We start from the raw sequence: 20888 nt of genomic DNA, 5'->3' as shown, positions 1-20888 counted from the left end.
CTGCGCAGCAGCCCCTTGGGTTTTCAGGGCTGCTGCGCAGCCCAACGCGGGACAAGCCCGCTCGCCACAACTATCTACCGTTTCCCAGAGGATTGGGTACAACCAGCAATGGTGCGCTTGAGCACGGCCTCTGTGGGAGACTCTATGGTTTAGGGCAAGTCGCTTTTGATTCTGTAGGAGCGGCACAAGGCCGCTCCTACACTGACCGCGTAGACGGCATCGATATGGGGATGGGCGAAGCTCTGTGGGAGCTGGCGACAGCCTGCGATAGGGCCGGCACAGGCTTCACTAGCTGCTCCCTGTCGCCGCCGCGCGCTGCACCTCACTGCAAAATGAACGCCGCCACCGCCTCAGCCACCTGGTCCGCCACCTCGGGCCTGTCCCGCAGGTGCGCGGCAATCCCATGATCGCAATCAGTCAACATCAGGCATTCCACATGGGGCGCGGGCACCGAGCGCAGCAAAGCGTGGGTAACCTCTTCCGGTATCGGGCTGTAGCGCTCGACCCCAGCGATGCGCCGCACCCCGGCCGAGGTCCCCGGCCCTTGCCCGTGCACCCGGGAATTAAGCCCATCGTACTCGCCTATCACCAGCAGCACGCGGCCCTGAAACTGGCGCAAGAAGGCGTAGCTGTCGCAGTCCAGAAAGGCGAACGGCTGGCGGATCGCCGCAGTGAATGCCGGGCCGAACGGTGCGCTGTGCGCAGCATCCGGGTACACCGCCGGGCAGATCAGCACCAGCTTGCGCACGTTCGGGCGCTGTGCGGCAAGCTTCAGCGCGATGGCGCCGCCCAGGCTGTGGCCGATGACCGTATCGCTGCGGCTGCCCAGGTGCTGGTGAAAGCGCAGGGCTTCGGCGAGGTTGGTATTGAGCGAGGCGTCTACCGCGCCCGGTTCGCTGGCGCGGCTGTGGCCGGACAGGTTGCCGGTCAGCGAGCCGATGCCCTGTTGCTGCAGGCGATACAGCAGCGGGTTGAGCCGGGTGAAGTCTGAGCGTGCACCGCCCACCACAAACACCGGCGCCACACGCTCATCGCTTGCGACCAGCAAACGTGCCTGCTGGCGGTAGCTGACGAAATGTTCGTCTATATAGCGTACCTGGCCAGGAGCCGGTTCATCGTACTGCCACGTTGAGAGCTGAGGTGAGTCCATTCCATGCCGCATGTGAATACCTTCTAATTTGGGCTCGAGCGTCAGACTATTCACTCAAACTATTACGATCTAGGATAGAAGAGATTTATTAATTTCAGAACTCCTCCTACGTAAAATGTGAGGTCACGGTCTTTTCCGGCTGATTGGTAGGAGTTGTCTTACCTTGCTGGCGGAAATTTCCCGCCAGGGAAAAGTTGCTAGAGAATATTCATTGAATGATAATTGATTGCGAACGAAGTGCGTTCGATATCAAGGAGGTTTTCCCATGAAAAAAATGCTGGGTGTTGCAGCGGTAATGATGCTTGGTGTCTCGGCGGTCCATGCATCCGTTGATGCTGTTGCTGTAAGTAAAATTCCGCCTGCCTCCACAACTAAAGAGCAAAAACCTGTGCCCCATATGCTTACAGCGGCAAGCGACTGTAGTGGTACACGCGTAAAGCTGATGCCTCATTGTAAGAACTGACCGGGACGGGCTGGAGCGAGACTTCCAGCCTGCTAGATTTCATGGGGGTGCTATGGAAGATCTTATTTACTATGATGAAGGTGTGCCGGCAGGTATCGTTGCGCCCTCCACATACTACGAATTTACCGGTGATGAAGTCTTGATTAACGGGCCGGATGGTATCACCTCTGCTCATAGACAAGACGAGCCCGGTTTTCGCAATGCCTTGCGAAATGCGGGTGCATTGGTGACTGGGGCGGCGGTTGATGTCGCAGGTGTGATCGGTTTACTACGTTCAGCTGAGCATAGCCGCACCGTGAGTTATCTGCTTTGCTCGGCAAAGCGATGCGCCGATGTTATAGGTGATGTTGAGGCGTTGGTTCGCAGCCGTGTGATGATAGTGGGGTGCGGTGGTATAGGTAGTTCAGTTTGCATGTTGCTGGCAGGAGCAGGTATTCGAAATTTCTTATTGATCGATGACGATATCGTTGAGAAAAGCAATCTGAATCGACAGCTTTTTTGGACGCGAGCCGACGAAGGGCGCAAAAAAGTCGAGGTGCTCAAGCAGGCACTTGAAAGCAGGTTTGAGCAATTACACATTGAGTGCTTGGACTCAGCCTTGGGTATTGACGAGTTGGCGGTATTGGCAGATGGCCCTGTTAGTGCCGTGGTGATCACGGCTGACAATCCATCGACGTTGGCGAGAGAAGGTTGGAAAATTGCAGAACGCTGTGGCGTTCCAGTAGTGTCGGGTGGGTATCTGCATCATATTTGTGCCGCGTTTAGTTTCACGCCAGGAGATTGCGCAGAAGTTGAAAGGCTTAGCGCAGATTTAGAGGCTGAGACGTGCTTTACGTTGCCGAGTGCAATCATGCCCAGTTATGGGCCAATGAATTTTTCGCTCGCATCTGTGCTGTCAAACAACTTGATAATGGCATTGGCAAGACAAACATTTGGTGAGCAAAAAACACATGTTGTCAGGTGGGACTCACGGGGAGGTGCGTACAGTGGGGGAGGGTGAGAAAAATAATGCGGAACCCTGTGTGTTCTGCCAGATCGTTTCCGCTACGGCGCCTGGGTACATATTTTGGCGAGATGAAAGGCATTTGGCTTTTCTATCGATTTACCCTAATACACTTGGGGCAACGGTTGTCATCCCTAAAAAACATTGCGGTAGTTACGCATTTGATCAGAGTGATGAAGCGCTAGCGGAACTCGTGGTTGCAGCCAAAAAAGTCGCTCGTATTCTGGACGCTACTCTGCAGGGCGTTGGCAGAACCGCCTTGGTCTTTGAAGGATATGGGGTGGATCATCTGCATGCCAAGCTGTTTCCCCTACATGCCACCGGAGAGGGCAGCGATTTTAGAAAAATCTCGTCACGCGTTGATAAGTACTTTCATCACTATGAAGGATATGTATCTTCCCATGACTGGCAGCGTGCAGATGACCATGAACTAAGATCGCTGGCTGCCGAACTGGCTTCCCAAGTGATGTTGATGAATGATGAGGTATCTGGAACAGCGACGTAGCTTTCGGTCTCGTCGCTATACCAGCCACTCTCAGTGCAACGATTCGCGAAAATCATTGCGCAGGCGCCAGGGGCGCATTGCGGCCCTCGCGGTGCTTCATCACGAATGCCGTTGCTATCCAGAAAATGCGATTGGCAATTACGGCGTTCCAAACACGGTGGACAGAGCCTAGTGACTACAATGCCACCTGTACCCCACCCACGGGGCCGGGTTGCACTTCCCCCCGCACACACCGCAAAATGGCTCTTTCCTCCATCGATCTGACCGGACCTTCTGACTCTATGCGTATGCGCCTGATGCTGTTGGGTGGTGGCAATGCCCTTGGGCAAGCGCTTATTCGCCTTGGGGCCGAGGAAGACATCGCCTTCCTGGCGCCGCGTCCGCCTGAGGGCGGCTGGGATGCGGCCAGCCTGACGCTGCTGCTCGACGAGCAGCGCCCGGCCGCCGTGGTCAATCTGGCCTACTACTTCGACTGGTTCCAGGCCGAGTCGGTCAGCGAGCCGCGCCTTGCGCAACAGGAGCGCGCTGTGGAGCGCCTCGCCGAGTTGTGCCAGCACCACGAAATCGTGCTGGTGCAACCGTCCAGCTACCGCGTTTTCGATGGCTCGCGGGCCACGGCCTACAGCGAGAAGGACGAACCGGTCCCGCTCGGCCTGCGCGGCCAGGCGTTGTGGCGTATCGAGCAAAGCGTGCGCGCGACCTGCCCGCAGCATGTGCTGGTGCGCTTTGGCTGGCTGCTCGACGAAAGCCGCGATGGCTCGCTCGGGCGCTTCCTCACCCGCGCCGAACAGCCTCAGGAACTGCTGCTGGCCGATGACCGGCGCGGCAACCCGACGCCGGTCGATGATGCCGCACGGGTGATCCTCTCGGTGCTCAAACAGCTCGATTGCAAGGCGCCGCTGTGGGGCACCTACCACTACGCCGGCAATGAGGCGACCACACCGCTGGCGCTGGGCCAGGCGATCCTGACCGAGGCTGCCCATTGGCGCCAGCTGGCGGTGCAGGCCCCGACCGCCCAGGCCCATGCCGCCCGCCCGGATGCCAGCGAAGAACCGCAGCATGCGGTGCTGGCCTGCAAGAAGATCCTTCATACTTTCGGCATCAAGCCCCGCGCCTGGCGCGCTGGCTTGCCGCCCCTACTGGACCGTTTCTACCGACATGGCTGACGCCCCCATCCTGATTACCGGCGGTGCCGGCTTCATCGGCTCGCATCTGAGTGATGCACTGCTGGAAATTGGCCACACGGTGCGCATCCTCGATGACCTGTCCAGCGGCAAGCGCGAGAACCTGCAACTTGATCATCCACGTCTGACACTGATCCAGGGCGATGCCGCCGATGCCGCCTTGGTGGCACGTGCCGCTGAAGGTTGCCAGGCCGTGGTGCACTTGGCGGCGGTGGCCTCGGTGCAGGCCTCGGTCGATGACCCGGTGAAAACCCACCAGAGCAACTTCATCAGCACCCTCAACGTCTGCGAAGCCATGCGCCTGAATGGCGTACGGCGCGTGCTGTTCGCCTCCAGTGCCGCGGTGTACGGCAACAACGGCGAGGGCCAGTCGATTGCCGAAGACACGCTCAAAGCGCCGCTGACGCCCTATGCGGTAGACAAGCTGGCCAGCGAGCAGTACCTGGACTTTTATCGCCGCCAGCATGGCCTTGAGCCGGTGGTGTTCCGCTTCTTCAATATTTTCGGCCCGCGCCAGGACCCTTCCTCGCCGTATTCCGGGGTGATCAGCATCTTTGCCGAACGCGCCGTCAGCGGCCAGCCCATTACCGTTTTCGGCGATGGCGAGCAAACCCGTGATTTCCTGTATGTGGGCGACCTGGTCAAGGTGATGGTGCAGGCCTTGGCAATGCCACAGGTTGAAGAGGGCGCGGTGAACATCGGCCTGAACCAGGCGACCTCGCTGAAGCAACTGCTGGCTGCGCTGGAAACCGTGGTCGGCAGTCTGCCTGCGGTCAGCTACAGCCCGGCGCGCTCGGGTGATATCCGCCATTCGCGTGCTGATAACAGCCGCTTGCTGGCGCGCTTCGAGTTGCCCGAACCAACCCCGTTCGTTGATGGTTTGGCGCGGTTGCTCGGCAAAGGCTGACGGCCCCATCGCAGGCTGTCGCCAGCTCCTACAAAAGACTGGCTGGCGAGGGGGCCCCCACAGAGCCCGCTGCGTGGCGAACAACCCGGCGTCGGCAGCCTTGGGCTTCAACCGCCGCGCCATCCTGCGCACGAACCTGCAGCCTCTCAAGCGGCTGCCCGCGCTCATCGACCAGTTCTGAGCGCGGCTCCCCGCTGCTGAACAGGTACCGCTCCCCCCACTGGCGCAGGCCGACGATTACCGTAAACAAGGCACGCCCCCTGTCGGTCAGCACGTATTCCTTGTACGCGCTGCCATCGGAGGCCGGTTGCTGATCCAGCAACCCAGCCTCGACCAGCGACTTGAGCCGGTCCGCCAGAATGTTCTTCGCCAGCCCCAGGTTCTTTTGCCATTCGCTGAAGCGGCGCAGCCCATCGAAGGCATCGCGCAGGATCATCAGCGACCAACGATCGCCGATCACGTCCAAGGCACGGGCCACGGGGCATTGCTGGTTATTGTCGTCGAGCATCTGAATATCCGCGGGTGACTTTGGTTGCAGATTAAAACCACATTTGCTAGAAAGCCAGATGTGGTTTTAATTAACAACCGGATTGCCAGGAGTGCCTCGATGACCGATGTACCGCTAAGCCGCGGCCTGACCCTGCTTCTGGCGGCCGCCTGTGCCCTGGCGGTCGCCACTGTGTACTTCGCCCAGCCCCTGCTCGCGGCCATGGCGCTGAGCCTGGGTGTACCGCTGGCGCGGGTCGGGCTGGTGGTGGGCGCAACCCAGGCGGGGTACGCCGTCGGGTTGCTGCTGATCGTGCCGCTGGGCGACTTGCTCGGGCGCAAACGCCTGATCCTCACGCAACTGCTGGTCGCCAGTGGTGCGCTGCTGGCCGTGGCGCTGGCCCAAGGCTGGGCGATGCTGCTGGCGGCGATGGCCATGGTCGGGCTGATGGCAGTGGTGGTGCAGGTGATGGTGGCGCATGCCGCTACTTTGGCGAGCCCGGCGCAGCAGGGCCAAGCGGTCGGCACAGTGACCAGCGGTATCGTATTGGGCATTTTGCTGGCGCGGCTGGTGTCCGGCGTGTTCGCTGACCTGCTGGGCTGGCGCGGGGTGTATGTTGGCGCAGCGGGGTTGGCGTTGCTGATGGCGATGCTGCTTGCATGGCGTTTGCCGGCAACGCCCGCCGCCAGCGCCGGCCAACGTTATCGTGACTTGCTACTGTCGACCCTGACGCTTTACCGTGACGACCGCCTGCTGCGCCAACGTGGCTTGTTGGCGTTGCTGATATTCGCCGCGTTCAGCGTGTTGTGGTCGGCCATGGTGCTACCGCTGACGGCGCCTGCGCATGCGTTGAGCCCCACCCAGGTTGGCTTGTTCGGACTGGCCGGTGTGGCCGGCGCCCTGGCGGCGTCCCGCGCCGGACGGCTGGCAGACCAAGGGCACGGCCCGCGCACAACCGTTCTGGCCTTGGCGTTGCTGACGCTTTCCTGGCTGCCCAGCGCGATGCTTGACCACTCGCTGCTGGCGCTCATTCTGGGCGTAGTGATGCTGGACCTTGCGGTGCAGGCCGTGCACGTCACCAACCAGAGCCTGTTGCTGGCCGGGCGTGCAGCGATGGCCAGCCGGCTGATCGGCGCTTACATGTGCTGCTATTCGGTGGGCAGCGGCCTGGGGGCGATGGCTGCAAGCTGGATGTATGAAGCGGCGGGGTGGCCTGCGGTGTGTGGGCTGGGGGCGGGCATCAGCGCGTTGGCGTGCATCTGCGCGGTCCTGCAAAACAAAAAGCCCGCAGCAATGCTGCGGGCTTTGTAGGAGCGTTCTTACCTTACGGCCAGAAAGTCGCTGCCTATCAGAACTTGTAGCCGAGACCGACCATGTACACCCATGGATCGACGTCGACGTCGACCTTGGTGCGGCCTACGCCCAGAGCGCTCGGGCCATTCATGGTGGCCTGGGTATCGATGTCGACGTACCAGACGGCGGCGTTGAACAGCAGGTTTTCGGTCAGCATGTAGTCCATGCCCAGTTGGCCGGCCAGGCCCACCGAGTTTTTCAGCTTCAGGTTGCTGAAGCCTTCGCTCTTGCGCTTGCTGCTCAGGTCTTCATCGAAGAACAGGGTGTAGTTCAGACCAACGCCAGCGTATGGCTGGAACTTGGAGGTCGGTGCCATCGGGTAGTACTGCAGCGACAGGGTTGGCGGCAGTTGCTTGATGTCTGCCAGCTTGCCGTCCAGGCCTGCGCCGAGGCCTTTGACGCCTACAGTGTGCTGGAACGGGGTAGCAGCCAGCAGCTCAAGGCCGATGTGGTCGGTGAGCATATAGGCGAAGGCCAGGCCCAGTTGGGTGTCGCTGTCCAGGGTTGCCTTGGTGCCCGGCACTTTGGCGCCATCGAGCTTGATATCGCTGCTGTTTTCGTTAGGCGCGGTGGTGATGGCGCCGGCGCGGAGGATGAAATCCCCCGCCTGGTGGGCGTGGGCAACGGGCGCTGCGAGCGCCAGGGCAACGAGCGAGGCGCCGAGCAAGGACTTGTTCATGGAAGCTCCCAAAGGACGTAAGTAATCAAGTAGTCCAATGGTACGGAGCCGCCTAAACAGAATGTTTGACCCAGCTCAACGAAGCAGCATCACAGCCGGGGAACCTTTCTCATTTCAGCTCATAGGCGTAGATTTTTTCGGCTTCCATTTGATAACCGGCCTCGGCCAGATCGCTGCTGGAGGCTTTGACGCGCAGGGTGCCTTCGATCCAGTACGGCTGGTAGAGGTCTTCAACGCGCACGCCCATCTCGCTGACGATGTGCACAATCTGGTTGGACGGCGGCGGCGGCACGTGGATGCAGGCGCCGTAGTACGGCACCAGCAGAAACTCGGTGGTACGGCCTTCTTCGCTCACCTCAAGCGGCACGATGTAGCCGGGCAGCTTGACCACCTGGCCATCCAGCGCCTTGACCACCGGGGCGGCCGGCGCCTGCTGGTGCGCAGCCGGGGCGGACTCGGCTGCCAGCGCGTTGCCGATCTGCGACAGGTCGTGCAGCGGCGCCAGTTGCGGGGCAATCACTGGCGCGCCCTCGGGGATCAGCGCCGGCCAGTCCAGCTCGCGGGGCTCGCCGGCCCAGCACAAGGCTGGCAGCAACAGCACGGCCAGCAACCACCCGACGTAGGAGCGGGCTTGCCCCGCGAACACCGGCAAGGCCGGTGCCATCAAGACTGGCCCGAGCGCGGGGCAAGCCCGCTCCCCCAATAACTGCTCTCGCTTAGCCATGGCCCATCCTCAAAGGTGAATCGACAGGCCGTCGGCCAGCGACTGCCGATAGGCGCGCCAGGCCGGCACGCTGCCCATCAGCAGCGCGGCGCCAAGAATGATCGCCAGCAGCGTCCACTCATGGGCGCTGGGCCAAGCCAGCGGCAGATACAGCCCGTAGTTGGCTTGCACATACCCTTGGGCCAAGGCGATACCGGCATATAGCAAACCCAGCCCAGCGCCGATACCCGCCAGCGCCAGGGCCAGCGCTTCGAGCACCAGCAAGCCTGCGATGTGCCAGGGGCGTGCGCCCACCGAGCGCAAGATGGCCATTTCTCGGCGGCGCTCGTTGAGGCTGGTGAGGATGGCGGTGAGCATGCCGATCAGCCCGGTCAGCACCACAAACAGCGACACCACGAACAGCGCCTGCTCGGCAGTGCCCATCAGGCTCCACAGTTCCTGCAAGGCCACCCCCGGCAGAATCGCCAGCAACGGCTCGTTGCCGTATTCGTTGATTTCACGCTGCACGCTGAAGGTGGCGATCTTGTTGTTCAGGCCCAGCATGAACGCGGTGATGGCCGCTGGTTGCAGGTCCATGGCGCGCGCCTGCTCGGCACTGATGCGCCCGGCGCCGCGCGCCGGCACGCCGTTGTGCCAATCGATATGGATCGCTTCCATGCCGGCGAGGCTGATATGCAGGGTGCGGTCCACCGGGGTGCCGGTGCGTTGCAGTACACCGACCACGGTGAAGGGTTTATCGTCGTGCTTGACCAGGCTGATGGCCGCTACGCCGTGGGCCAGCACCAGTTTGTCGCCGAGCTTGTAGTGCAGCGCCTCGGCCACTTCTGCGCCCAGCACCACGTCGAACGGGTTGTCGGCAAAGGGCCGGCCCTGGCTCAGTTGCAGGTGCTGGCGGCGCCCGTACTGATAGTGCTCGAAGTACTCGCCGGTGGTGCCCAGCACGCGGTAGCCGCGGTGCGAATCGCCCAGCGAGATCGGGATGGCCCACTTTACCCGTGGGTCCTTGGCGATGTGCTGGTAGCTGTCCCAGCGGATATTGTTAGTAGCGTTGCCGATGCGAAACACCGAATACAGCAGCAGGTTCACTGAACCCGAGCGGGCGCCGACGATCAGGTCGGTACCGCTGATGGTGCTGGCAAAGCTGGCGCGGGCTTCGATGCGTACCCGTTCGACGGCCAGCAGCAGGCACACCGAAAGGGCGATGGCGAAGGCGGTGAGCAGTGCCGTGAAGCGGCGGTTGGCGAGGCTGGCCAAGGCTAGGCGGAGCAGGTACATCAGGCCTCCCGGGGCTTGGCGGCGCGATTGAGTTCGGCCAGGGACAGGTGGCGGTCGAACAGCGGCGCCAGGCTTTGGTCATGGCTGACGAACAGCAGGCTGGAGCCGGCCGCGCGGCACTCATTGAACAGCAGGCCAATGAACGCCTCGCGGGTGTCGGCATCCAGCGCCGAAGTGGGCTCGTCGGCGATTACAAGCTCCGGTTGGCCGATCAGCGCGCGGGCGGCGGCCACCCGTTGCTGCTGGCCGATTGATAGGCTGCCGGCGCGACGCGCCAATAGGCCAGGCTGGTTCAGGCCCAAGTGCTCGAGCAAATGAGCGGCGGCCTGGTCGACGCTGCCATGGCGTTGGCTGGCGCGTGCGGCGCGGCTTTTCGAGAAGCGGCAAGGCAGCTCGACGTTTTCGCGCACTGACAGAAACGGCAGCAGGTTGAATTGCTGGAAGATATAGCCGGTGTGGTCGACCCGAAAACGGTCGCGGGCGCCCTGGCTCAAGCTGGCCAGGTCCTGGCCGAGCAGGCGGATGCGGCCCTGGCCTGGGCGGTTTACCCCGCCCAGCAGGCCAAGCAGGGTAGTCTTGCCGCTGCCGCTCGGGCCTTTGAGGAACAGCGCCTCGCCGGCTTCAAGGCGAAACTGGGCAATATCCAGCAGCGGCGCCTGGCCCGGCCAGGCGAACGTCACATCCTCAAGCTCGATCAGCGCCTGGCTCATTCAGAACGGGACCACGGCCTTGGCGGCGGTGGCTTCCAGGCCTTTCTGGCCGTTCGGGCCGATCAACTGCACATTGATTTTCTGCGTCTGCGCGAAGGCTTTGAACAGGGGGGCGAGGTCAACCTGGGTGAGCTTGCCCGGGTTGCTGCAGGCCAGTTGGTAATGAGCATTGATGTCGGCGTGCTGATGGCCGTGTTCATGTTTGTCGCCCTCGGCAGCATCACCGAACAGCGGGCTTTCAAGCGCTTGCTGATCTTCCTTGCAGCCGGCCGCCTGGGCCAGGTTGAACAAGGCCAGCGGTTGCTCCAGTTGTTTGCGCGCGGCGGCGACCTTGGCTTTGTCGGCATCGCTGGTAGCGGCATGCTCGAAGCCGACGATGTTCATCGCCGGGCTGTCCAGTTCCAGTTCCAGGGTATTGCCGTCGAGCACCACGTTGAGTTTGGCTACGCCATGCTCGTGGGCGGCAAGGGTGCCGTGGTCATGATCGTGTTCGTCGTGGGCATGGGCCACGGCCAGGGGCAGCAGGGCAAAGGGCAGGGCGAGCAGCAGACGACGCATGAACAGCTCCAGAAGCGGCTTGGACAGGTTTAGTAATGTTATAACAACTTTTTGGCGTATCGCTACCCCGCCGTGCACAGGTTTCATGTTGCTGTAGCATGCCAACTTTGACCCGTATGCAAAGGAACACTTCATGAGAATTCGTGGACAGATTGGTGACTGGCCGGTGGACCTGACCATCGAGCTGGACCCCGCGCAATGGGCGCAGCTGACGCGTGGGCTGCAGGCGTCTGCGCCAGCGGTAGCGCAGGCCGTAGCCCCAGATGCGGCGCAACCTGCTGCCCGCGTGGACGATGGCCACTGGGCGGCCGCTTGTGAGCTGTTGCGCCAGGCCGGGCGTATCAACGGCCCCGAGCTGCTGGAGCGGTTGGAAGAGCTGACCGGCAGCACGGCAAGTGGCAAGCGGTTGCTGGTCAGGCTGCGACATTGCGCGCAAGTGCGCGTGCAAAGCGGTACCGATGCCCCTGTTTATTGCTGGCTTGGCTGACCGCAAGCCGCCTCAGACCTGTCATTTTTGTCAGTTGTCCGGCCGAGTTCGGCGGTGCTATCAGTATGCCTACCAACTCGGAGGCATACGTTCATGGACACAGAAGACTCGCAAATACCTGACCCCGTGGTGCCAAGATCCATCATCTGGTGGTACATCAATGCGCGATTCAATGGCCGTCATGTCGATGAGTTCTGTGCCTCGCAGTGGGTGGGTGACCATACGGGCAGCGATGACCTCGATCGCGTCCATTTCGATCGGGTCATAGAGGCGGGCCTGCATTGGGAGGTCGCTGATACCGTGCTGTCCCGGCCCCTGATGTTGTTCAATTCGCCGTACTGCAGCCCGGGGAAAGTGGAAGTGCGCAGGCAGGTCCTCAGCGATACCACCATTCAGTTGGCCATGGACCTGGGAGACCACATCAGAAGTGTCAGGGAAATTCAGGTTGTCGACCGCACAGCCAACCGTTATCTGTTCCAGGAGTTTCACCTCGACGCTTTCGTTGGGCTCTTCGCAGAGGATGGTAGCGTCAATATCAAGGTTTCCAAAGGTTCGCGGTTTTATATGGCTTACCTGGGGGCTGCCGCCTTCGAGCCGGACGAAGCTGCTGCACTGGGCTACCGTCAGCGATTCGAGGCACTGCCAGACTCACAGCGGTTGGTGAGGCTGCGCCATGTTGAGCTGACGCCATTCAACAACGCTTACTACGTGGTTCCTGCTCACTTCTACGTGCGCAAGGCGTCGGACAAAACCGACTGGTATTGGTTGTATCTGGCTCGCGATGACGGAGAGGACGGGCTACTGCCCACCCAGAGGTCTTCGGACCTCCCGGCCTCGCCGATCAACAACCTGCCCTCGGTCTACCATTACCATTCGGCGGGGGCCAGGAATGGGGGCCTGAACAATGAGCTCTCGTTCAAGGACCCCTTAGCAAGCGCCATGGATGAGTTCATGCAGGTGCTGTACCCAGTCGATACCCTTCTCTTCAAGTCCGTTGTCGTGCCCGATCAAATCGTAGACCACGCCATGGAAGTTCTCTACGACTACCCTTGGGGCGCCGGATCGACGCTCAAGTATGTCCCGGTTGCCGCACGACAGCATGCTTCACCCTTGGTGAAGATGGTGAGCGGCGTGCGTCAACGCACCCTCATGTCTGTAATGCCGCATACCGGGGGCACGCTGAGCTGGACATTCCAGGGTAAGGCCCACGGCGCCCTTGATCCGCATGGCGATGCCTGCTGGTATTGCCCGCCGGATGATCCTGGGGTGCCGCACGACACATCAGGCAAGACCTGGCGAGCTTGCATGTACAAGACTTCTGGATTTTCTCCGGTAGTGATCGACAAAGTCGTGTCTGGCACCCCCGGCAATCCGGTGATGTCCACCTATGTAGTGCTCAATGCCAGCCCGACGCATTATCTGCGGGTCGATGAGCGGGGTTACCAGGTTGGGCTGACACTCTGCTACCTGAACCGGGGCGGTGAGGAGGTTGTCGTTGCGCCCGCAGACATCGAGTGGCGTGTGCTGGACGGCGGCGGTGTGATGGATGCTTCCGGGGCGTTCACCCCCGGAAGTGACCAACCGTTCTCCGTGGTGCTGGCGATCGAGAAGGATGATCGTCGGCTGTACTGGGCCGTGATCATCTTGCCGCTGCCGCTGAAAAGCGTTCGGGAGTTCGTTACCATGAGCAACAAGGTGAGTTGAGCGCGTGTGACAGTGGGCTCGCCTGACAGCGTTCGAGCCCACCGCGCACCTTCAGTACATTGCAGCGAACAGCTTGCGGCGATAGCTGCCGACCAGCGGATGATCACCGCCGAGTAGTTCGAACACCTGCAACAATGCCTTGTGTGGCAGGCCGTTCTCGTAACCGCGATTGCGCTGGAACAGCTTGAGCAGCCCATCCAGCGCGGCTTCATACTGCTGGCGCGCCAGTTGCTGAATGCACAGCTGGTAGGCCGCCTCGTCATCCTGCGGGTTTTGCGCCAGGCGGCTTTTCAGCTCGGCAGCCTCTGGCAGGCTGGCGGCCTGGCGCAGGAAGGTCAGTTGCGCCTTGGCGCCGGCCAGGGCGGCCTTGTGCTCGTCGCTCTTGACTGCGTCCAGCACCACTTGTGCCTCGCCCAACTCGCCGCGTTCTGCCAGGCAGCGGGCATACAGGATCAGTGCTTCGGCGTTGTTGTTGTCTTCACCCAGCAGTGCCTGCAGCAGCGCTTCGGCTTCGCTGAAGCGGCTTTCGGCAAACAGCGCCTTGGCTTGTTCCAGCGGCGTGGCGGTGGGCGGTGCCGGCATTTGCACGTGCGGTTCGAGCATGGCGCGGATGCCCGATTCAGGCTGGGCGCCGGCAAAACCGTCGACCGGCTGGCCATCCTTGAACAGCACCACGGTCGGCAGGCTGCGAATACCGAACTGCGCTACCACCTGCTGCTCGACATCGCAGTTGATCTTGGCCAGCAGCAATTCGCCCTGGTAACCCTCGGTGATTTTCGCCAGCAGCGGCATCAGGGCCTTGCACGGGGCGCACCACTCAGCCCAGAAATCGACCAGCACCGGCTTGTGGAACGAGTTCTCGATGACCAGTTGCTGGAAGCTGGCATCGGTGGCATCGAAGATATACGGCACATCGTTGGTAACAGGTGCTTGGTTCATCGTGACTCTCGCAAAACGGTGAATGGCATCACTATAAAGGCTCGCGGCTGGCGTGGTACAGGCTGACCCGGCGGAATTCGTGCGGTTCGGCAAGGTCCGGCAAGGTCAGCGCATCCAGTGTGCCCAGCGAGCGGTAGAGCGGGTGGCTGAAGTCGCGCACCCGCGAGTCCGCCACCAGGGCCTGGCGGGCGCGGCTTAGGAAATGGTCGAGCAACGGCAGGTTGGCGCGGTCGTACAGAACGTCGGCCACCAGCACCAGGTCGTAGCGGTCGGCCTCGGCAAAAAAGTCGCTGCTGTAGCGCAGCTTCACACCATTGAGCGCAGCATTGGCCCGGCAGGCTGCAAGCGCCAGTGGGTCAAGGTCACAGGCCACGACCTCAAGGGCGCCGGCACGGGCAGCAGCAATGCCGGCAATGCCGGAACCTGCGCCGAAATCCAGCACCCGCTTGCCACGCACCCACTCGGGGTGGCGAGCCAGGTACCGGGCCATGGCCAGGCCGCTGGCCCAGCAAAAGCTCCAGTACGGTGGCTCTTCAAGAATTCGCCGGGTTTCTTCGCTGCTGAATGCCCGGTCCATGTTGTGCTCGTCGAGCAGCCACAGCTTGAGTGCGCAGTCAGGCAGCGCGCTGACAACCAGGCGCGCTTCACCAATCAGGCCGCTCAGGGCCTGTTGCAAGGCGAGCGGCGCCATTTACGGCGCCTGTTCGAAGCGCAGCGGGCCAGTGGCCTGGGTTTGTGCCTGGGCGATCGGTTGCGGCGGCAGGTGCATGATCAACTGGCCGGATTGGCTGGCGCGGCCGCGCAGTTCGACCCTGGCCCCGGCCGGGAAAGCTTCGGGGTTGAAGCGCAGTTGATAGGGCAGGGCCTGGCCGGTGCCGGTCAAGGTGCTGCTGGCGAGCAGTTGCTGCGGGCGGCCACGTTCATCAATGACCAGCAGCGCAAGTTCCACGGTAGCGCCGGCTGGGATTTCCAGCAGCGTGCCGCTGAGCTCGCGCTGATACGCCGGCAGCGGGCCCAGTGGCACGGTTTTGCTGGTGGCAGTTTTGGCTGGCGCCGGTGGTGCAGCCGGCTCGGTCTTGGGCCGGTCGCTGCCGCAGGCGGCAAGCAGGGCGGCGCAGCACAGCACGACGAGCGCTCGATGATGCATGAATGTGAGTCCTTGGCGGGCAGATTTCCCTTGGATGTTAACCCCTTTGGCTTGTCTTGCCAGTGCAATGCGCTACCATGGCCCTCCCTTTTTTTGTTGCCTGCCACCATGCACTGTCCCTTTTGCGGTGCCAACGACACCAAGGTCATCGACTCGCGTCTGGTCGCCGAGGGCGAGCAGGTGCGTCGCCGTCGCGAATGCCTCGCCTGCGGCGAGCGCTTCACCACCTTCGAAACCGCCGAGCTGGTCCTGCCCCGGCTGATCAAGCAGGACGGCACGCGCCAGCCCTTCGACGAAGACAAACTGCGTGCCGGCATGCAGCGCGCGCTGGAAAAGCGCCCAGTCAGCGTCGAGCGCCTGGAAGCCGCCCTTGCGCACATCAAAAGCCGGCTGCGGGCCACCGGTGAGCGCGAAGTGAAGTCGCTGGTGGTGGGTGAACTGGTGATGGGCGAGCTGCGCAAGCTCGACGAAGTCGCCTACATTCGTTTTGCCTCGGTGTACCGACGCTTCCAGGACCTCGACGAGTTCCGCGAAGAAATCGACCGCCTGGCCCGCGAGCCAGCCAAAGAGTAGCCATGCCCAGCCAAGCCGCCATTCTCGATGCCCACTACATGGCCCGGGCCGTGGAACTGGCCCGCAAGGGCTTGTACACCACCCACCCCAACCCGCGCGTAGGCTGCGTCATCGTGCGCGATGGCGAGGTAGTCGGCGAAGGCTGGCATGTACGTGCCGGCGAGCCGCACGCCGAGGTGCATGCCCTGCGCCAGGCCGGTGAGCGCGCCCGTGGCGCCTGCGCTTATGTCACCCTCGAACCCTGCAGCCACCACGGCCGCACCCCGCCGTGCGCCGAAGCGCTGGTGCAGGCAGGGGTGGCGCGGGTGGTAGCAGCCATGCAGGACCCAAACCCGCAAGTGGCCGGCAACGGCCTGCGGCGCTTGCAGCAGGCCGGCATCGAAGTGGTCAGTGGCGTGCTCGAAGCCCAAGCGCGGGCGCTCAACCCAGGGTTTCTCAAACGCATGGAACACGGCCTGCCGTTCGTGCGGGCAAAGCTTGCCATGAGCCTGGACGGTCGCACCGCCATGGCCAGCGGCGAGAGCCAGTGGATTACCGGCCCTGCGGCTCGCTCCGCGGTGCAGCGCCTGCGCGCCCGTTCAAGCGTGGTGCTGACCAGTGCCGCCAGTGTGCTGCAAGACCACGCCCGCATGACAGTGCGCGCCAGCGAGCTGGGCCTGGATGCCGAAACCACCGCCCTGGCGCTGTCGCGCCCGCCGCTGCGGGTGCTGATCGACGGGCGCCTGCGCCTGCCGCTGGACGCGCCGTTCTTCGCCGCCGGCCCCGCGCTGGTGGTCACCGCCGCAGCGCCCGACCCACGCTACGTAGCCGCAGGCCACGAACTGCTGGTGTTGCCCGGCAGCGATGGCCAGGTCGACCTGCCGGCGCTGTTAGGTGTGCTGGCTGAGCGCGGGGTCAATGAAATCCTGCTGGAGGCCGGTGCTGGCCTGGCGGGCGCTTTCGCCCGGCTGGGGCTGATCGACGAATTCCAGTTGTTTGTTGCCGGCACCTTCCTCGGCTCACAGGCCCGCCCGTTGCTGGACTGGCCGTTGACGCAGATGAGCGCGGCACCGCGGTTGAAAATTACCGAAATGCGCGCAGTCGGCGATGACTGGCGGGTGACGGCCATCCCGCTGCCGGCCGCCGACGTATAGAATGCCGGGCTGGCTCCGCGCAGCCCGTTTTATCAGGAGAGCAGCATGTTCACCGGCATCATCGAATCCATCGGCACCATCCGCAGCATGACCCCCAAGGGTGGTGACGTGCGTGTTTACGTCGAAACCGGCAAGCTCGACCTGGGCGACGTCAAGCTCGGCGACAGCATTGCCGTCAACGGTGTGTGCCTGACCGCCGTCGAGCTGCCTGGCGACGGTTTCTGGGCCGACGTCAGCGTCGAGACCCTCAAGCGCACCGCCATGGTCGACCTCAAGAGCGGCAGCCGGGTCAACCTCGAAAAGGCCCTGACCCCGACCACTCGCCTGGGTGGCCATCTGGTCAGCGGCCACGTCGACGGTGTCGGCGAGATCGTCTCGCGTGCCGATAACGCCCGCGCCATCCAGTTCCGCGTGCGCGCACCTAAAGAGCTGGCCAAGTACATCGCCCACAAGGGCTCGATCACCGTCGACGGCACCAGCCTGACGGTCAATGAGGTCGATGGCGCCGAGTTCGAGCTGACCATCGTCCCGCACACCCTGTCCGAAACCATCATGGCCGACTACCGCGCAGGGCGTCGGGTCAACCTTGAGGTCGACCTGCTGGCCCGTTACCTGGAGCGTCTGCTACTGGGCGACAAGGCTGCCGAACCGAGCAAGGGCAGTGGCATTACCGAAAGCTTCCTGGCCGCCAACGGCTTCTTGAAATCCTGATTGAGAAGGGGGTGCCGCGTGGCGCTCAACAGCATCGAAGAACTGGTCGAAGACATCCGCCAGGGCAAAATGGTCATCCTGATGGATGACGAAGACCGCGAAAACGAAGGCGACATCATCATGGCAGCCGAATGCTGCCTGCCTGAGCACATCAACTTCATGGCCAAGCACGCCCGTGGCCTGATCTGCATGCCCATGACCCGCGAGCGCTGCGAAACGCTCAAGCTGCCGCTGATGGCACCACGCAACGGCTCGGGCTTCGGCACCAAGTTCACCGTGTCGATCGAAGCCGCCGAAGGCGTTACCACCGGCATCTCCGCCGCTGACCGCGCCCGCACCGTGCAGGCAGCGGCGGCCAAGGACGCCAAGGCCGAAGACATCGTCAGCCCCGGCCACATTTTCCCGCTGATGGCCCAGCCTGGCGGTACCCTGGCCCGCGCCGGCCACACCGAGGCGGCGTGCGACCTGGCGCGCATGGCCGGTTTCGAGCCAAGCGGGGTGATCTGCGAAGTGATGAACGACGACGGCACCATGTCGCGTCGCGCCGAGCTCGAAGTGTTCGCTGCCCAGCACAACCTCAAGATCGGCACCATCGCCGACCTGATCCACTACCGCATGATCCACGAGCGCACCGTCCAGCGCGTCTCCGAGCAGCCGGTAGAAAGCGAGCTGGGCGAGTTCAACCTGGTCACCTACCGCGACGCGGTCGAAGGCGACGTGCACATGGCCCTGACCCTGGGCAACATCTGCGCTGAAGAACCAACCCTGGTGCGCGTACACAACATGGACCCGCTGCGCGACCTGCTGCTGGTCAAGCAACCGGGCCGCTGGAGCCTGCGCGCCGCCATGGCTGCCGTGGCCGAGGCCGGCAGCGGCGTGGTGCTGCTGCTGGGCCACCCGCTCGATGGCGACGTACTGCTGGCGCACATTCGTGAAAGCGCAGGCGATGCCCCGACCAAGACCCCGACCACCTACAGCACCGTCGGTGCCGGTTCGCAGATCCTGCGCGACCTTGGCGTGCGCAAGATGCGCCTGATGAGTTCGCCGATGAAGTTCAACGCGATATCCGGATTCGATCTGGAAGTTGTAGAATACGTGCCCTCCGAGTGACTTGAAGCGTCTTTGTCGCCCTCAAGCTCGAGTCCAAACCCTGTCGAGGCCGCCACAGCGCGGCCTCGCTCTTGAAGATGAGAACATCGCACATGACCCTGAAGACCATCGAAGGTACCTTCATCGCCCCCAAAGGTCGCTATGCTTTGGTGGTTGGCCGCTTCAACAGCTTCGTCGTTGAAAGCCTGGTAAGCGGCGCCGTCGATGCCCTGGTTCGCCACGGCGTCAGCGAAAGCGACATCACCATCATCCGTGCCCCGGGTGCCTTCGAAATCCCGTTGGTCGCGCAGAAAGTCGCCCAACAGGGTGCCTATGACGCGATCATCGCCCTAGGCGCAGTGATCCGTGGCGGTACCCCGCACTTCGAATACGTAGCGGGCGAGTGCACCAAGGGCTTGGCCCAGGTGTCCATGGAATTCGGCGTTCCGGTGGCCTTCGGCGTTCTGACCGTCGATTCCATCGAACAAGCCATCGAACGTTCCGGCACCAAAGCCGGTAACAAAGGTGCCGAAGCTGCCCTGTCCGCTCTGGAAATGGTCAGCCTGCTGGCGCAGTTGGAGGCCAAGTGATTAGCGACGAAAGCGATCGTTTCAACCCGCGCGATCCAAAACCTGCGGATGCTGGCAAGCCATCGAAAAGCGCCAAACGCCGCGAAGCGCGCAAGCTCGCTACCCAGGCGCTCTACCAGTGGCACGTTGCCAAGCATTCGTTGAACGAGGTCGAGGCGCAGTTCCGCGTCGATAACGATTTCACCGACGTCGACGGTGCCTACTTCCGCGAAATCCTGCACGGGGTGCCTGCGAAGAAGGACGAAATCGACGAGGCCCTCAAGCCTTGCCTGGACACCCCGCTCGAAGAGCTCGACCCGGTCGAACTGTCGGTGCTGCGCCTGTCCACCTGGGAGTTCATGATGCGCGTCGACGTGCCGTTCCGCGTGGTCATCAACGAAGGTGTCGAGCTTGCCAAAGTGTTCGGCGCCACCGACGGTCACAAGTTCGTCAACGGTGTGCTGGACAAGCTGGCCCCGCGCCTGCGTGAAGCTGAAGTCAAGGCGAACAAGCGCTGATTGCAGCGCTGACACGCCATGGGTGAGTTCGAGCTGATCAGCCATTACTTCGCCGCCGCGCCTTGTGCGCAGGGTGGCGAAGGCGTGGCGCTGGGTATCGGCGACGACTGCGCCCTGCTGGACCTGCCTGCCGGCGAACAGCTGGCAATCTCCACCGACACGCTCGTGGCCGGTGTGCACTTTCCAGATGCCTGTGACCCCCTGCTGCTCGGCCAGCGTGCGTTGGCCGTGGCGGTCAGCGACCTGGCGGCCATGGGCGCTACGGCAATCGCTTTCACCCTTGCCCTGACCCTGCCTGACGTCGGCCGTAACTGGCTTGCAGGCTTTGCCGAAGGCCTAGGCCGCATGGCCGGGCGCTGCGCTATCAGCCTGATCGGTGGCGACACCACCCGCGGCCCACTCAGTATCACTGTCACAGTGTTTGGCCGTGTGCCAACAGGCCAGGCGTTGCGTCGCAGTGGCGCGCAACCAGGTGACCTGCTGTGTGTGGGCGGCGACCTGGGTAACGCTGCCGGTGCTCTGCCGCTGGTGTTGGGCCAGCGCTCGGCGCCGGCCGACGTTGCGCAACCCTTGCTTGATCACTACTGGGCGCCGCTGCCGCAGTTGCGCCTTGGCGAGCAGTTGCGTGGCCTGGCCAGCGCGGCGCTGGATATCTCCGACGGCCTGCTGGCCGATTGCGGCCATATCGCCAAGGCCTCAGGCGTGGCGCTGCAAGTTGATCAGGCGCAGGTGCCGGTGTCTGCCGCGCTGCTGGCGCTGCTGGGGCGTGATGCGGCGCTGCATGCGGCGCTGACCGGTGGCGACGACTACGTGCTGGCGTTTACCGCGCCGCAGGCGGCGCTGGCGTCCCTGGTGCAGCCGTACCACGTTATTGGCCGGGTTTTGCCGGGCCAGGGCGTCAGCCTGCGCGATGAGCATGGCCAGGACATCACCCCGCAACAGCGCGGCTATCAGCACTTCGGGCAGACCGTGTGAGCGGGCGCTTGCGTGGCTGCGGCCATGGGGCCATTGTCTTGTGCG

Annotated in this window: 25 protein-coding genes; 15 read left to right on the top strand and 10 right to left on the bottom strand. The window is 62.9% G+C overall.

The annotated features are described in order from the left end of the window. Positions 1 to 322: 322 nt before the first annotated feature. Positions 323 to 1162 carry an alpha/beta hydrolase family protein gene (locus HU720_RS10720; protein ID WP_186519899.1) on the bottom strand — a complete coding sequence of 280 codons (840 nt, stop codon included), beginning with the start codon at positions 1160 to 1162 and terminating at the stop codon, positions 323 to 325. Between the two features lie 253 nt (positions 1163 to 1415). Between HU720_RS10720 and HU720_RS10715 the strand changes: the two genes are divergently transcribed. The 5 genes from HU720_RS10715 (at position 1416) to HU720_RS10695 (ending at position 5212) form a co-directional block, all read left to right on the top strand. Continuing rightward, positions 1416 to 1613 carry a hypothetical protein gene (locus tag HU720_RS10715; protein ID WP_186519898.1) on the top strand — a complete coding sequence of 66 codons (198 nt, stop codon included), beginning with the start codon at positions 1416 to 1418 and terminating at the stop codon, positions 1611 to 1613. Positions 1614 to 1665: 52 nt separating this feature from the next. Further along, on the top strand, positions 1666 to 2613 hold the full coding sequence (locus tag HU720_RS10710) for a ThiF family adenylyltransferase (protein ID WP_186519897.1): 948 nt from the start codon (positions 1666 to 1668) through the stop codon (positions 2611 to 2613). Between the two features lie 22 nt (positions 2614 to 2635). Continuing rightward, positions 2636 to 3121: an HIT family protein gene (locus tag HU720_RS10705; RefSeq protein WP_346656572.1), complete on the top strand. Its 486-nt coding sequence runs from the start codon at positions 2636 to 2638 to the stop codon at positions 3119 to 3121. Positions 3122 to 3402: 281 nt separating this feature from the next. Continuing rightward, positions 3403 to 4287, top strand: a complete 885-nt coding sequence (locus tag HU720_RS10700) for a sugar nucleotide-binding protein (RefSeq protein WP_186519896.1) — start codon at positions 3403 to 3405, stop codon at positions 4285 to 4287. Beyond that, entirely contained in the window at positions 4280 to 5212 is a 933-nt protein-coding gene (locus tag HU720_RS10695) for an NAD-dependent epimerase/dehydratase family protein (RefSeq protein WP_186519895.1), read from the top strand. The genes HU720_RS10700 and HU720_RS10695 overlap by 8 nt, the downstream gene beginning before the upstream one ends. A gap of 28 nt (positions 5213 to 5240) precedes the next feature. Here HU720_RS10695 and HU720_RS10690 read toward each other — a convergent pair whose 3' ends face one another. Beyond that, positions 5241 to 5720, bottom strand: a complete 480-nt coding sequence (locus tag HU720_RS10690) for a helix-turn-helix domain-containing protein (RefSeq protein ID WP_186519894.1) — start codon at positions 5718 to 5720, stop codon at positions 5241 to 5243. A 99-nt stretch (positions 5721 to 5819) separates the two neighbouring features. Between HU720_RS10690 and HU720_RS10685 the strand changes: the two genes are divergently transcribed. Continuing rightward, a complete protein-coding gene (locus tag HU720_RS10685; protein WP_186519893.1) occupies positions 5820 to 7010 on the top strand; it encodes an MFS transporter in 1191 nt (396 codons plus the stop codon). Between the two features lie 37 nt (positions 7011 to 7047). Here HU720_RS10685 and HU720_RS10680 read toward each other — a convergent pair whose 3' ends face one another. The 5 genes from HU720_RS10680 to HU720_RS10660 all read right to left on the bottom strand — a co-directional run bounded on the left by HU720_RS10680 (position 7048) and on the right by HU720_RS10660 (position 10998). Then, positions 7048 to 7731 (bottom strand): OmpW family outer membrane protein, encoded by a 684-nt coding sequence (locus tag HU720_RS10680; RefSeq protein WP_186519892.1) that lies wholly within the window; start codon positions 7729 to 7731, stop codon positions 7048 to 7050. A gap of 109 nt (positions 7732 to 7840) precedes the next feature. Then, positions 7841 to 8395 carry a DUF3299 domain-containing protein gene (locus HU720_RS10675; RefSeq protein WP_186519901.1) on the bottom strand — a complete coding sequence of 185 codons (555 nt, stop codon included), beginning with the start codon at positions 8393 to 8395 and terminating at the stop codon, positions 7841 to 7843. A gap of 69 nt (positions 8396 to 8464) precedes the next feature. Further along, the gene (locus HU720_RS10670) at positions 8465 to 9730 is read right to left on the bottom strand and encodes an ABC transporter permease (protein ID WP_186519891.1); all 1266 of its coding nucleotides are present in this window, start codon (positions 9728 to 9730) and stop codon (positions 8465 to 8467) included. Next, on the bottom strand, positions 9730 to 10440 hold the full coding sequence (locus tag HU720_RS10665) for an ABC transporter ATP-binding protein (protein ID WP_186519890.1): 711 nt from the start codon (positions 10438 to 10440) through the stop codon (positions 9730 to 9732). Before HU720_RS10665 ends, HU720_RS10670 begins: the two co-directional genes overlap by 1 nt. After that, positions 10441 to 10998 carry a DUF2796 domain-containing protein gene (locus HU720_RS10660; RefSeq protein ID WP_186519889.1) on the bottom strand — a complete coding sequence of 186 codons (558 nt, stop codon included), beginning with the start codon at positions 10996 to 10998 and terminating at the stop codon, positions 10441 to 10443. A 133-nt stretch (positions 10999 to 11131) separates the two neighbouring features. Between HU720_RS10660 and HU720_RS10655 the strand changes: the two genes are divergently transcribed. After that, the gene (locus HU720_RS10655; protein ID WP_186519888.1) at positions 11132 to 11485 is read left to right on the top strand and encodes a hypothetical protein; all 354 of its coding nucleotides are present in this window, start codon (positions 11132 to 11134) and stop codon (positions 11483 to 11485) included. Between the two features lie 93 nt (positions 11486 to 11578). Then, the gene (locus HU720_RS10650; protein WP_186519887.1) at positions 11579 to 13189 is read left to right on the top strand and encodes a hypothetical protein; all 1611 of its coding nucleotides are present in this window, start codon (positions 11579 to 11581) and stop codon (positions 13187 to 13189) included. 51 nt (positions 13190 to 13240) lie between these two features. On the opposite strand, the gene trxA is transcribed toward HU720_RS10650, so the two are convergent. The 3 genes from trxA to HU720_RS10635 are packed head-to-tail and all read right to left on the bottom strand — an operon-like array spanning position 13241 to position 15275. Continuing rightward, positions 13241 to 14128 carry a thioredoxin gene (gene trxA / locus HU720_RS10645; protein WP_186519886.1) on the bottom strand — a complete coding sequence of 296 codons (888 nt, stop codon included), beginning with the start codon at positions 14126 to 14128 and terminating at the stop codon, positions 13241 to 13243. Between the two features lie 31 nt (positions 14129 to 14159). Continuing rightward, positions 14160 to 14819, bottom strand: a complete 660-nt coding sequence (locus HU720_RS10640) for a 50S ribosomal protein L11 methyltransferase (RefSeq protein WP_186519885.1) — start codon at positions 14817 to 14819, stop codon at positions 14160 to 14162. Further along, the gene (locus HU720_RS10635; protein ID WP_186519884.1) at positions 14820 to 15275 is read right to left on the bottom strand and encodes a YbaY family lipoprotein; all 456 of its coding nucleotides are present in this window, start codon (positions 15273 to 15275) and stop codon (positions 14820 to 14822) included. Between the two features lie 108 nt (positions 15276 to 15383). Here HU720_RS10635 and nrdR point away from each other — a divergent pair, with 108 nt between their 5' ends. The 7 genes from nrdR (at position 15384) to thiL (ending at position 20843) form a co-directional block, all read left to right on the top strand. After that, on the top strand, positions 15384 to 15848 hold the full coding sequence (gene nrdR / locus HU720_RS10630) for a transcriptional regulator NrdR (protein ID WP_186519883.1): 465 nt from the start codon (positions 15384 to 15386) through the stop codon (positions 15846 to 15848). Positions 15849 to 15850: 2 nt separating this feature from the next. Further along, positions 15851 to 16981, top strand: coding sequence for a bifunctional diaminohydroxyphosphoribosylaminopyrimidine deaminase/5-amino-6-(5-phosphoribosylamino)uracil reductase RibD (gene ribD / locus HU720_RS10625; protein WP_186519882.1), 1131 nt, complete (start codon positions 15851 to 15853; stop codon positions 16979 to 16981). Positions 16982 to 17026: 45 nt separating this feature from the next. After that, positions 17027 to 17692 carry a riboflavin synthase gene (locus HU720_RS10620; RefSeq protein WP_011531966.1) on the top strand — a complete coding sequence of 222 codons (666 nt, stop codon included), beginning with the start codon at positions 17027 to 17029 and terminating at the stop codon, positions 17690 to 17692. Between the two features lie 18 nt (positions 17693 to 17710). Then, complete coding sequence (gene ribBA, locus HU720_RS10615) at positions 17711 to 18802, top strand: bifunctional 3,4-dihydroxy-2-butanone-4-phosphate synthase/GTP cyclohydrolase II (RefSeq protein ID WP_186519881.1); 1092 nt, start codon at positions 17711 to 17713, stop codon at positions 18800 to 18802. Positions 18803 to 18894: 92 nt separating this feature from the next. Beyond that, complete coding sequence (ribE, locus tag HU720_RS10610) at positions 18895 to 19371, top strand: 6,7-dimethyl-8-ribityllumazine synthase (RefSeq protein ID WP_003255395.1); 477 nt, start codon at positions 18895 to 18897, stop codon at positions 19369 to 19371. Beyond that, positions 19368 to 19868: a transcription antitermination factor NusB gene (gene nusB, locus HU720_RS10605; RefSeq protein WP_186519880.1), complete on the top strand. Its 501-nt coding sequence runs from the start codon at positions 19368 to 19370 to the stop codon at positions 19866 to 19868. Before ribE ends, nusB begins: the two co-directional genes overlap by 4 nt. 18 nt (positions 19869 to 19886) lie before the next feature. Further along, positions 19887 to 20843: a thiamine-phosphate kinase gene (gene thiL / locus HU720_RS10600; protein WP_186519879.1), complete on the top strand. Its 957-nt coding sequence runs from the start codon at positions 19887 to 19889 to the stop codon at positions 20841 to 20843. Positions 20844 to 20888 lie beyond the last annotated feature (45 nt).

Origin of the sequence: Pseudomonas sp. SWRI51, assembly GCF_014268825.1 — a bacterium.
In the GTDB taxonomy this organism is placed as follows: Bacteria; Pseudomonadota; Gammaproteobacteria; order Pseudomonadales; family Pseudomonadaceae; genus Aquipseudomonas; species Aquipseudomonas farsensis.
This window is presented reverse-complemented; position numbering and strand designations above follow the sequence as displayed.

Excerpts from the sequence above, each read along its gene's own strand:
- HU720_RS10720 (WP_186519899.1), bottom strand. The coding sequence starts at position 1,162 with ATGCGGCATGGAATGGACTCACCTCAGCTCTCAACGTGGCAGTACGAT.
- HU720_RS10715 (WP_186519898.1), top strand. The coding sequence starts at position 1,416 with ATGAAAAAAATGCTGGGTGTTGCAGCGGTAATGATGCTTGGTGTCTCG.
- HU720_RS10710 (WP_186519897.1), top strand. The coding sequence starts at position 1,666 with ATGGAAGATCTTATTTACTATGATGAAGGTGTGCCGGCAGGTATCGTT.
- HU720_RS10700 (WP_186519896.1), top strand. The coding sequence starts at position 3,403 with ATGCGTATGCGCCTGATGCTGTTGGGTGGTGGCAATGCCCTTGGGCAA.
- HU720_RS10695 (WP_186519895.1), top strand. The coding sequence starts at position 4,280 with ATGGCTGACGCCCCCATCCTGATTACCGGCGGTGCCGGCTTCATCGGC.
- HU720_RS10690 (WP_186519894.1), bottom strand. The coding sequence starts at position 5,720 with ATGCTCGACGACAATAACCAGCAATGCCCCGTGGCCCGTGCCTTGGAC.
- HU720_RS10685 (WP_186519893.1), top strand. The coding sequence starts at position 5,820 with ATGACCGATGTACCGCTAAGCCGCGGCCTGACCCTGCTTCTGGCGGCC.
- HU720_RS10680 (WP_186519892.1), bottom strand. The coding sequence starts at position 7,731 with ATGAACAAGTCCTTGCTCGGCGCCTCGCTCGTTGCCCTGGCGCTCGCA.
- HU720_RS10675 (WP_186519901.1), bottom strand. The coding sequence starts at position 8,395 with ATGGCACCGGCCTTGCCGGTGTTCGCGGGGCAAGCCCGCTCCTACGTC.
- HU720_RS10670 (WP_186519891.1), bottom strand. The coding sequence starts at position 9,730 with ATGTACCTGCTCCGCCTAGCCTTGGCCAGCCTCGCCAACCGCCGCTTC.
- HU720_RS10665 (WP_186519890.1), bottom strand. The coding sequence starts at position 10,440 with ATGAGCCAGGCGCTGATCGAGCTTGAGGATGTGACGTTCGCCTGGCCG.
- HU720_RS10660 (WP_186519889.1), bottom strand. The coding sequence starts at position 10,998 with ATGCGTCGTCTGCTGCTCGCCCTGCCCTTTGCCCTGCTGCCCCTGGCC.
- HU720_RS10655 (WP_186519888.1), top strand. The coding sequence starts at position 11,132 with ATGAGAATTCGTGGACAGATTGGTGACTGGCCGGTGGACCTGACCATC.
- HU720_RS10650 (WP_186519887.1), top strand. The coding sequence starts at position 11,579 with ATGGACACAGAAGACTCGCAAATACCTGACCCCGTGGTGCCAAGATCC.
- trxA (WP_186519886.1), bottom strand. The coding sequence starts at position 14,128 with ATGAACCAAGCACCTGTTACCAACGATGTGCCGTATATCTTCGATGCC.
- HU720_RS10640 (WP_186519885.1), bottom strand. The coding sequence starts at position 14,819 with ATGGCGCCGCTCGCCTTGCAACAGGCCCTGAGCGGCCTGATTGGTGAA.
- HU720_RS10635 (WP_186519884.1), bottom strand. The coding sequence starts at position 15,275 with ATGCATCATCGAGCGCTCGTCGTGCTGTGCTGCGCCGCCCTGCTTGCC.
- nrdR (WP_186519883.1), top strand. The coding sequence starts at position 15,384 with ATGCACTGTCCCTTTTGCGGTGCCAACGACACCAAGGTCATCGACTCG.
- ribD (WP_186519882.1), top strand. The coding sequence starts at position 15,851 with ATGCCCAGCCAAGCCGCCATTCTCGATGCCCACTACATGGCCCGGGCC.
- HU720_RS10620 (WP_011531966.1), top strand. The coding sequence starts at position 17,027 with ATGTTCACCGGCATCATCGAATCCATCGGCACCATCCGCAGCATGACC.
- ribE (WP_003255395.1), top strand. The coding sequence starts at position 18,895 with ATGACCCTGAAGACCATCGAAGGTACCTTCATCGCCCCCAAAGGTCGC.
- thiL (WP_186519879.1), top strand. The coding sequence starts at position 19,887 with ATGGGTGAGTTCGAGCTGATCAGCCATTACTTCGCCGCCGCGCCTTGT.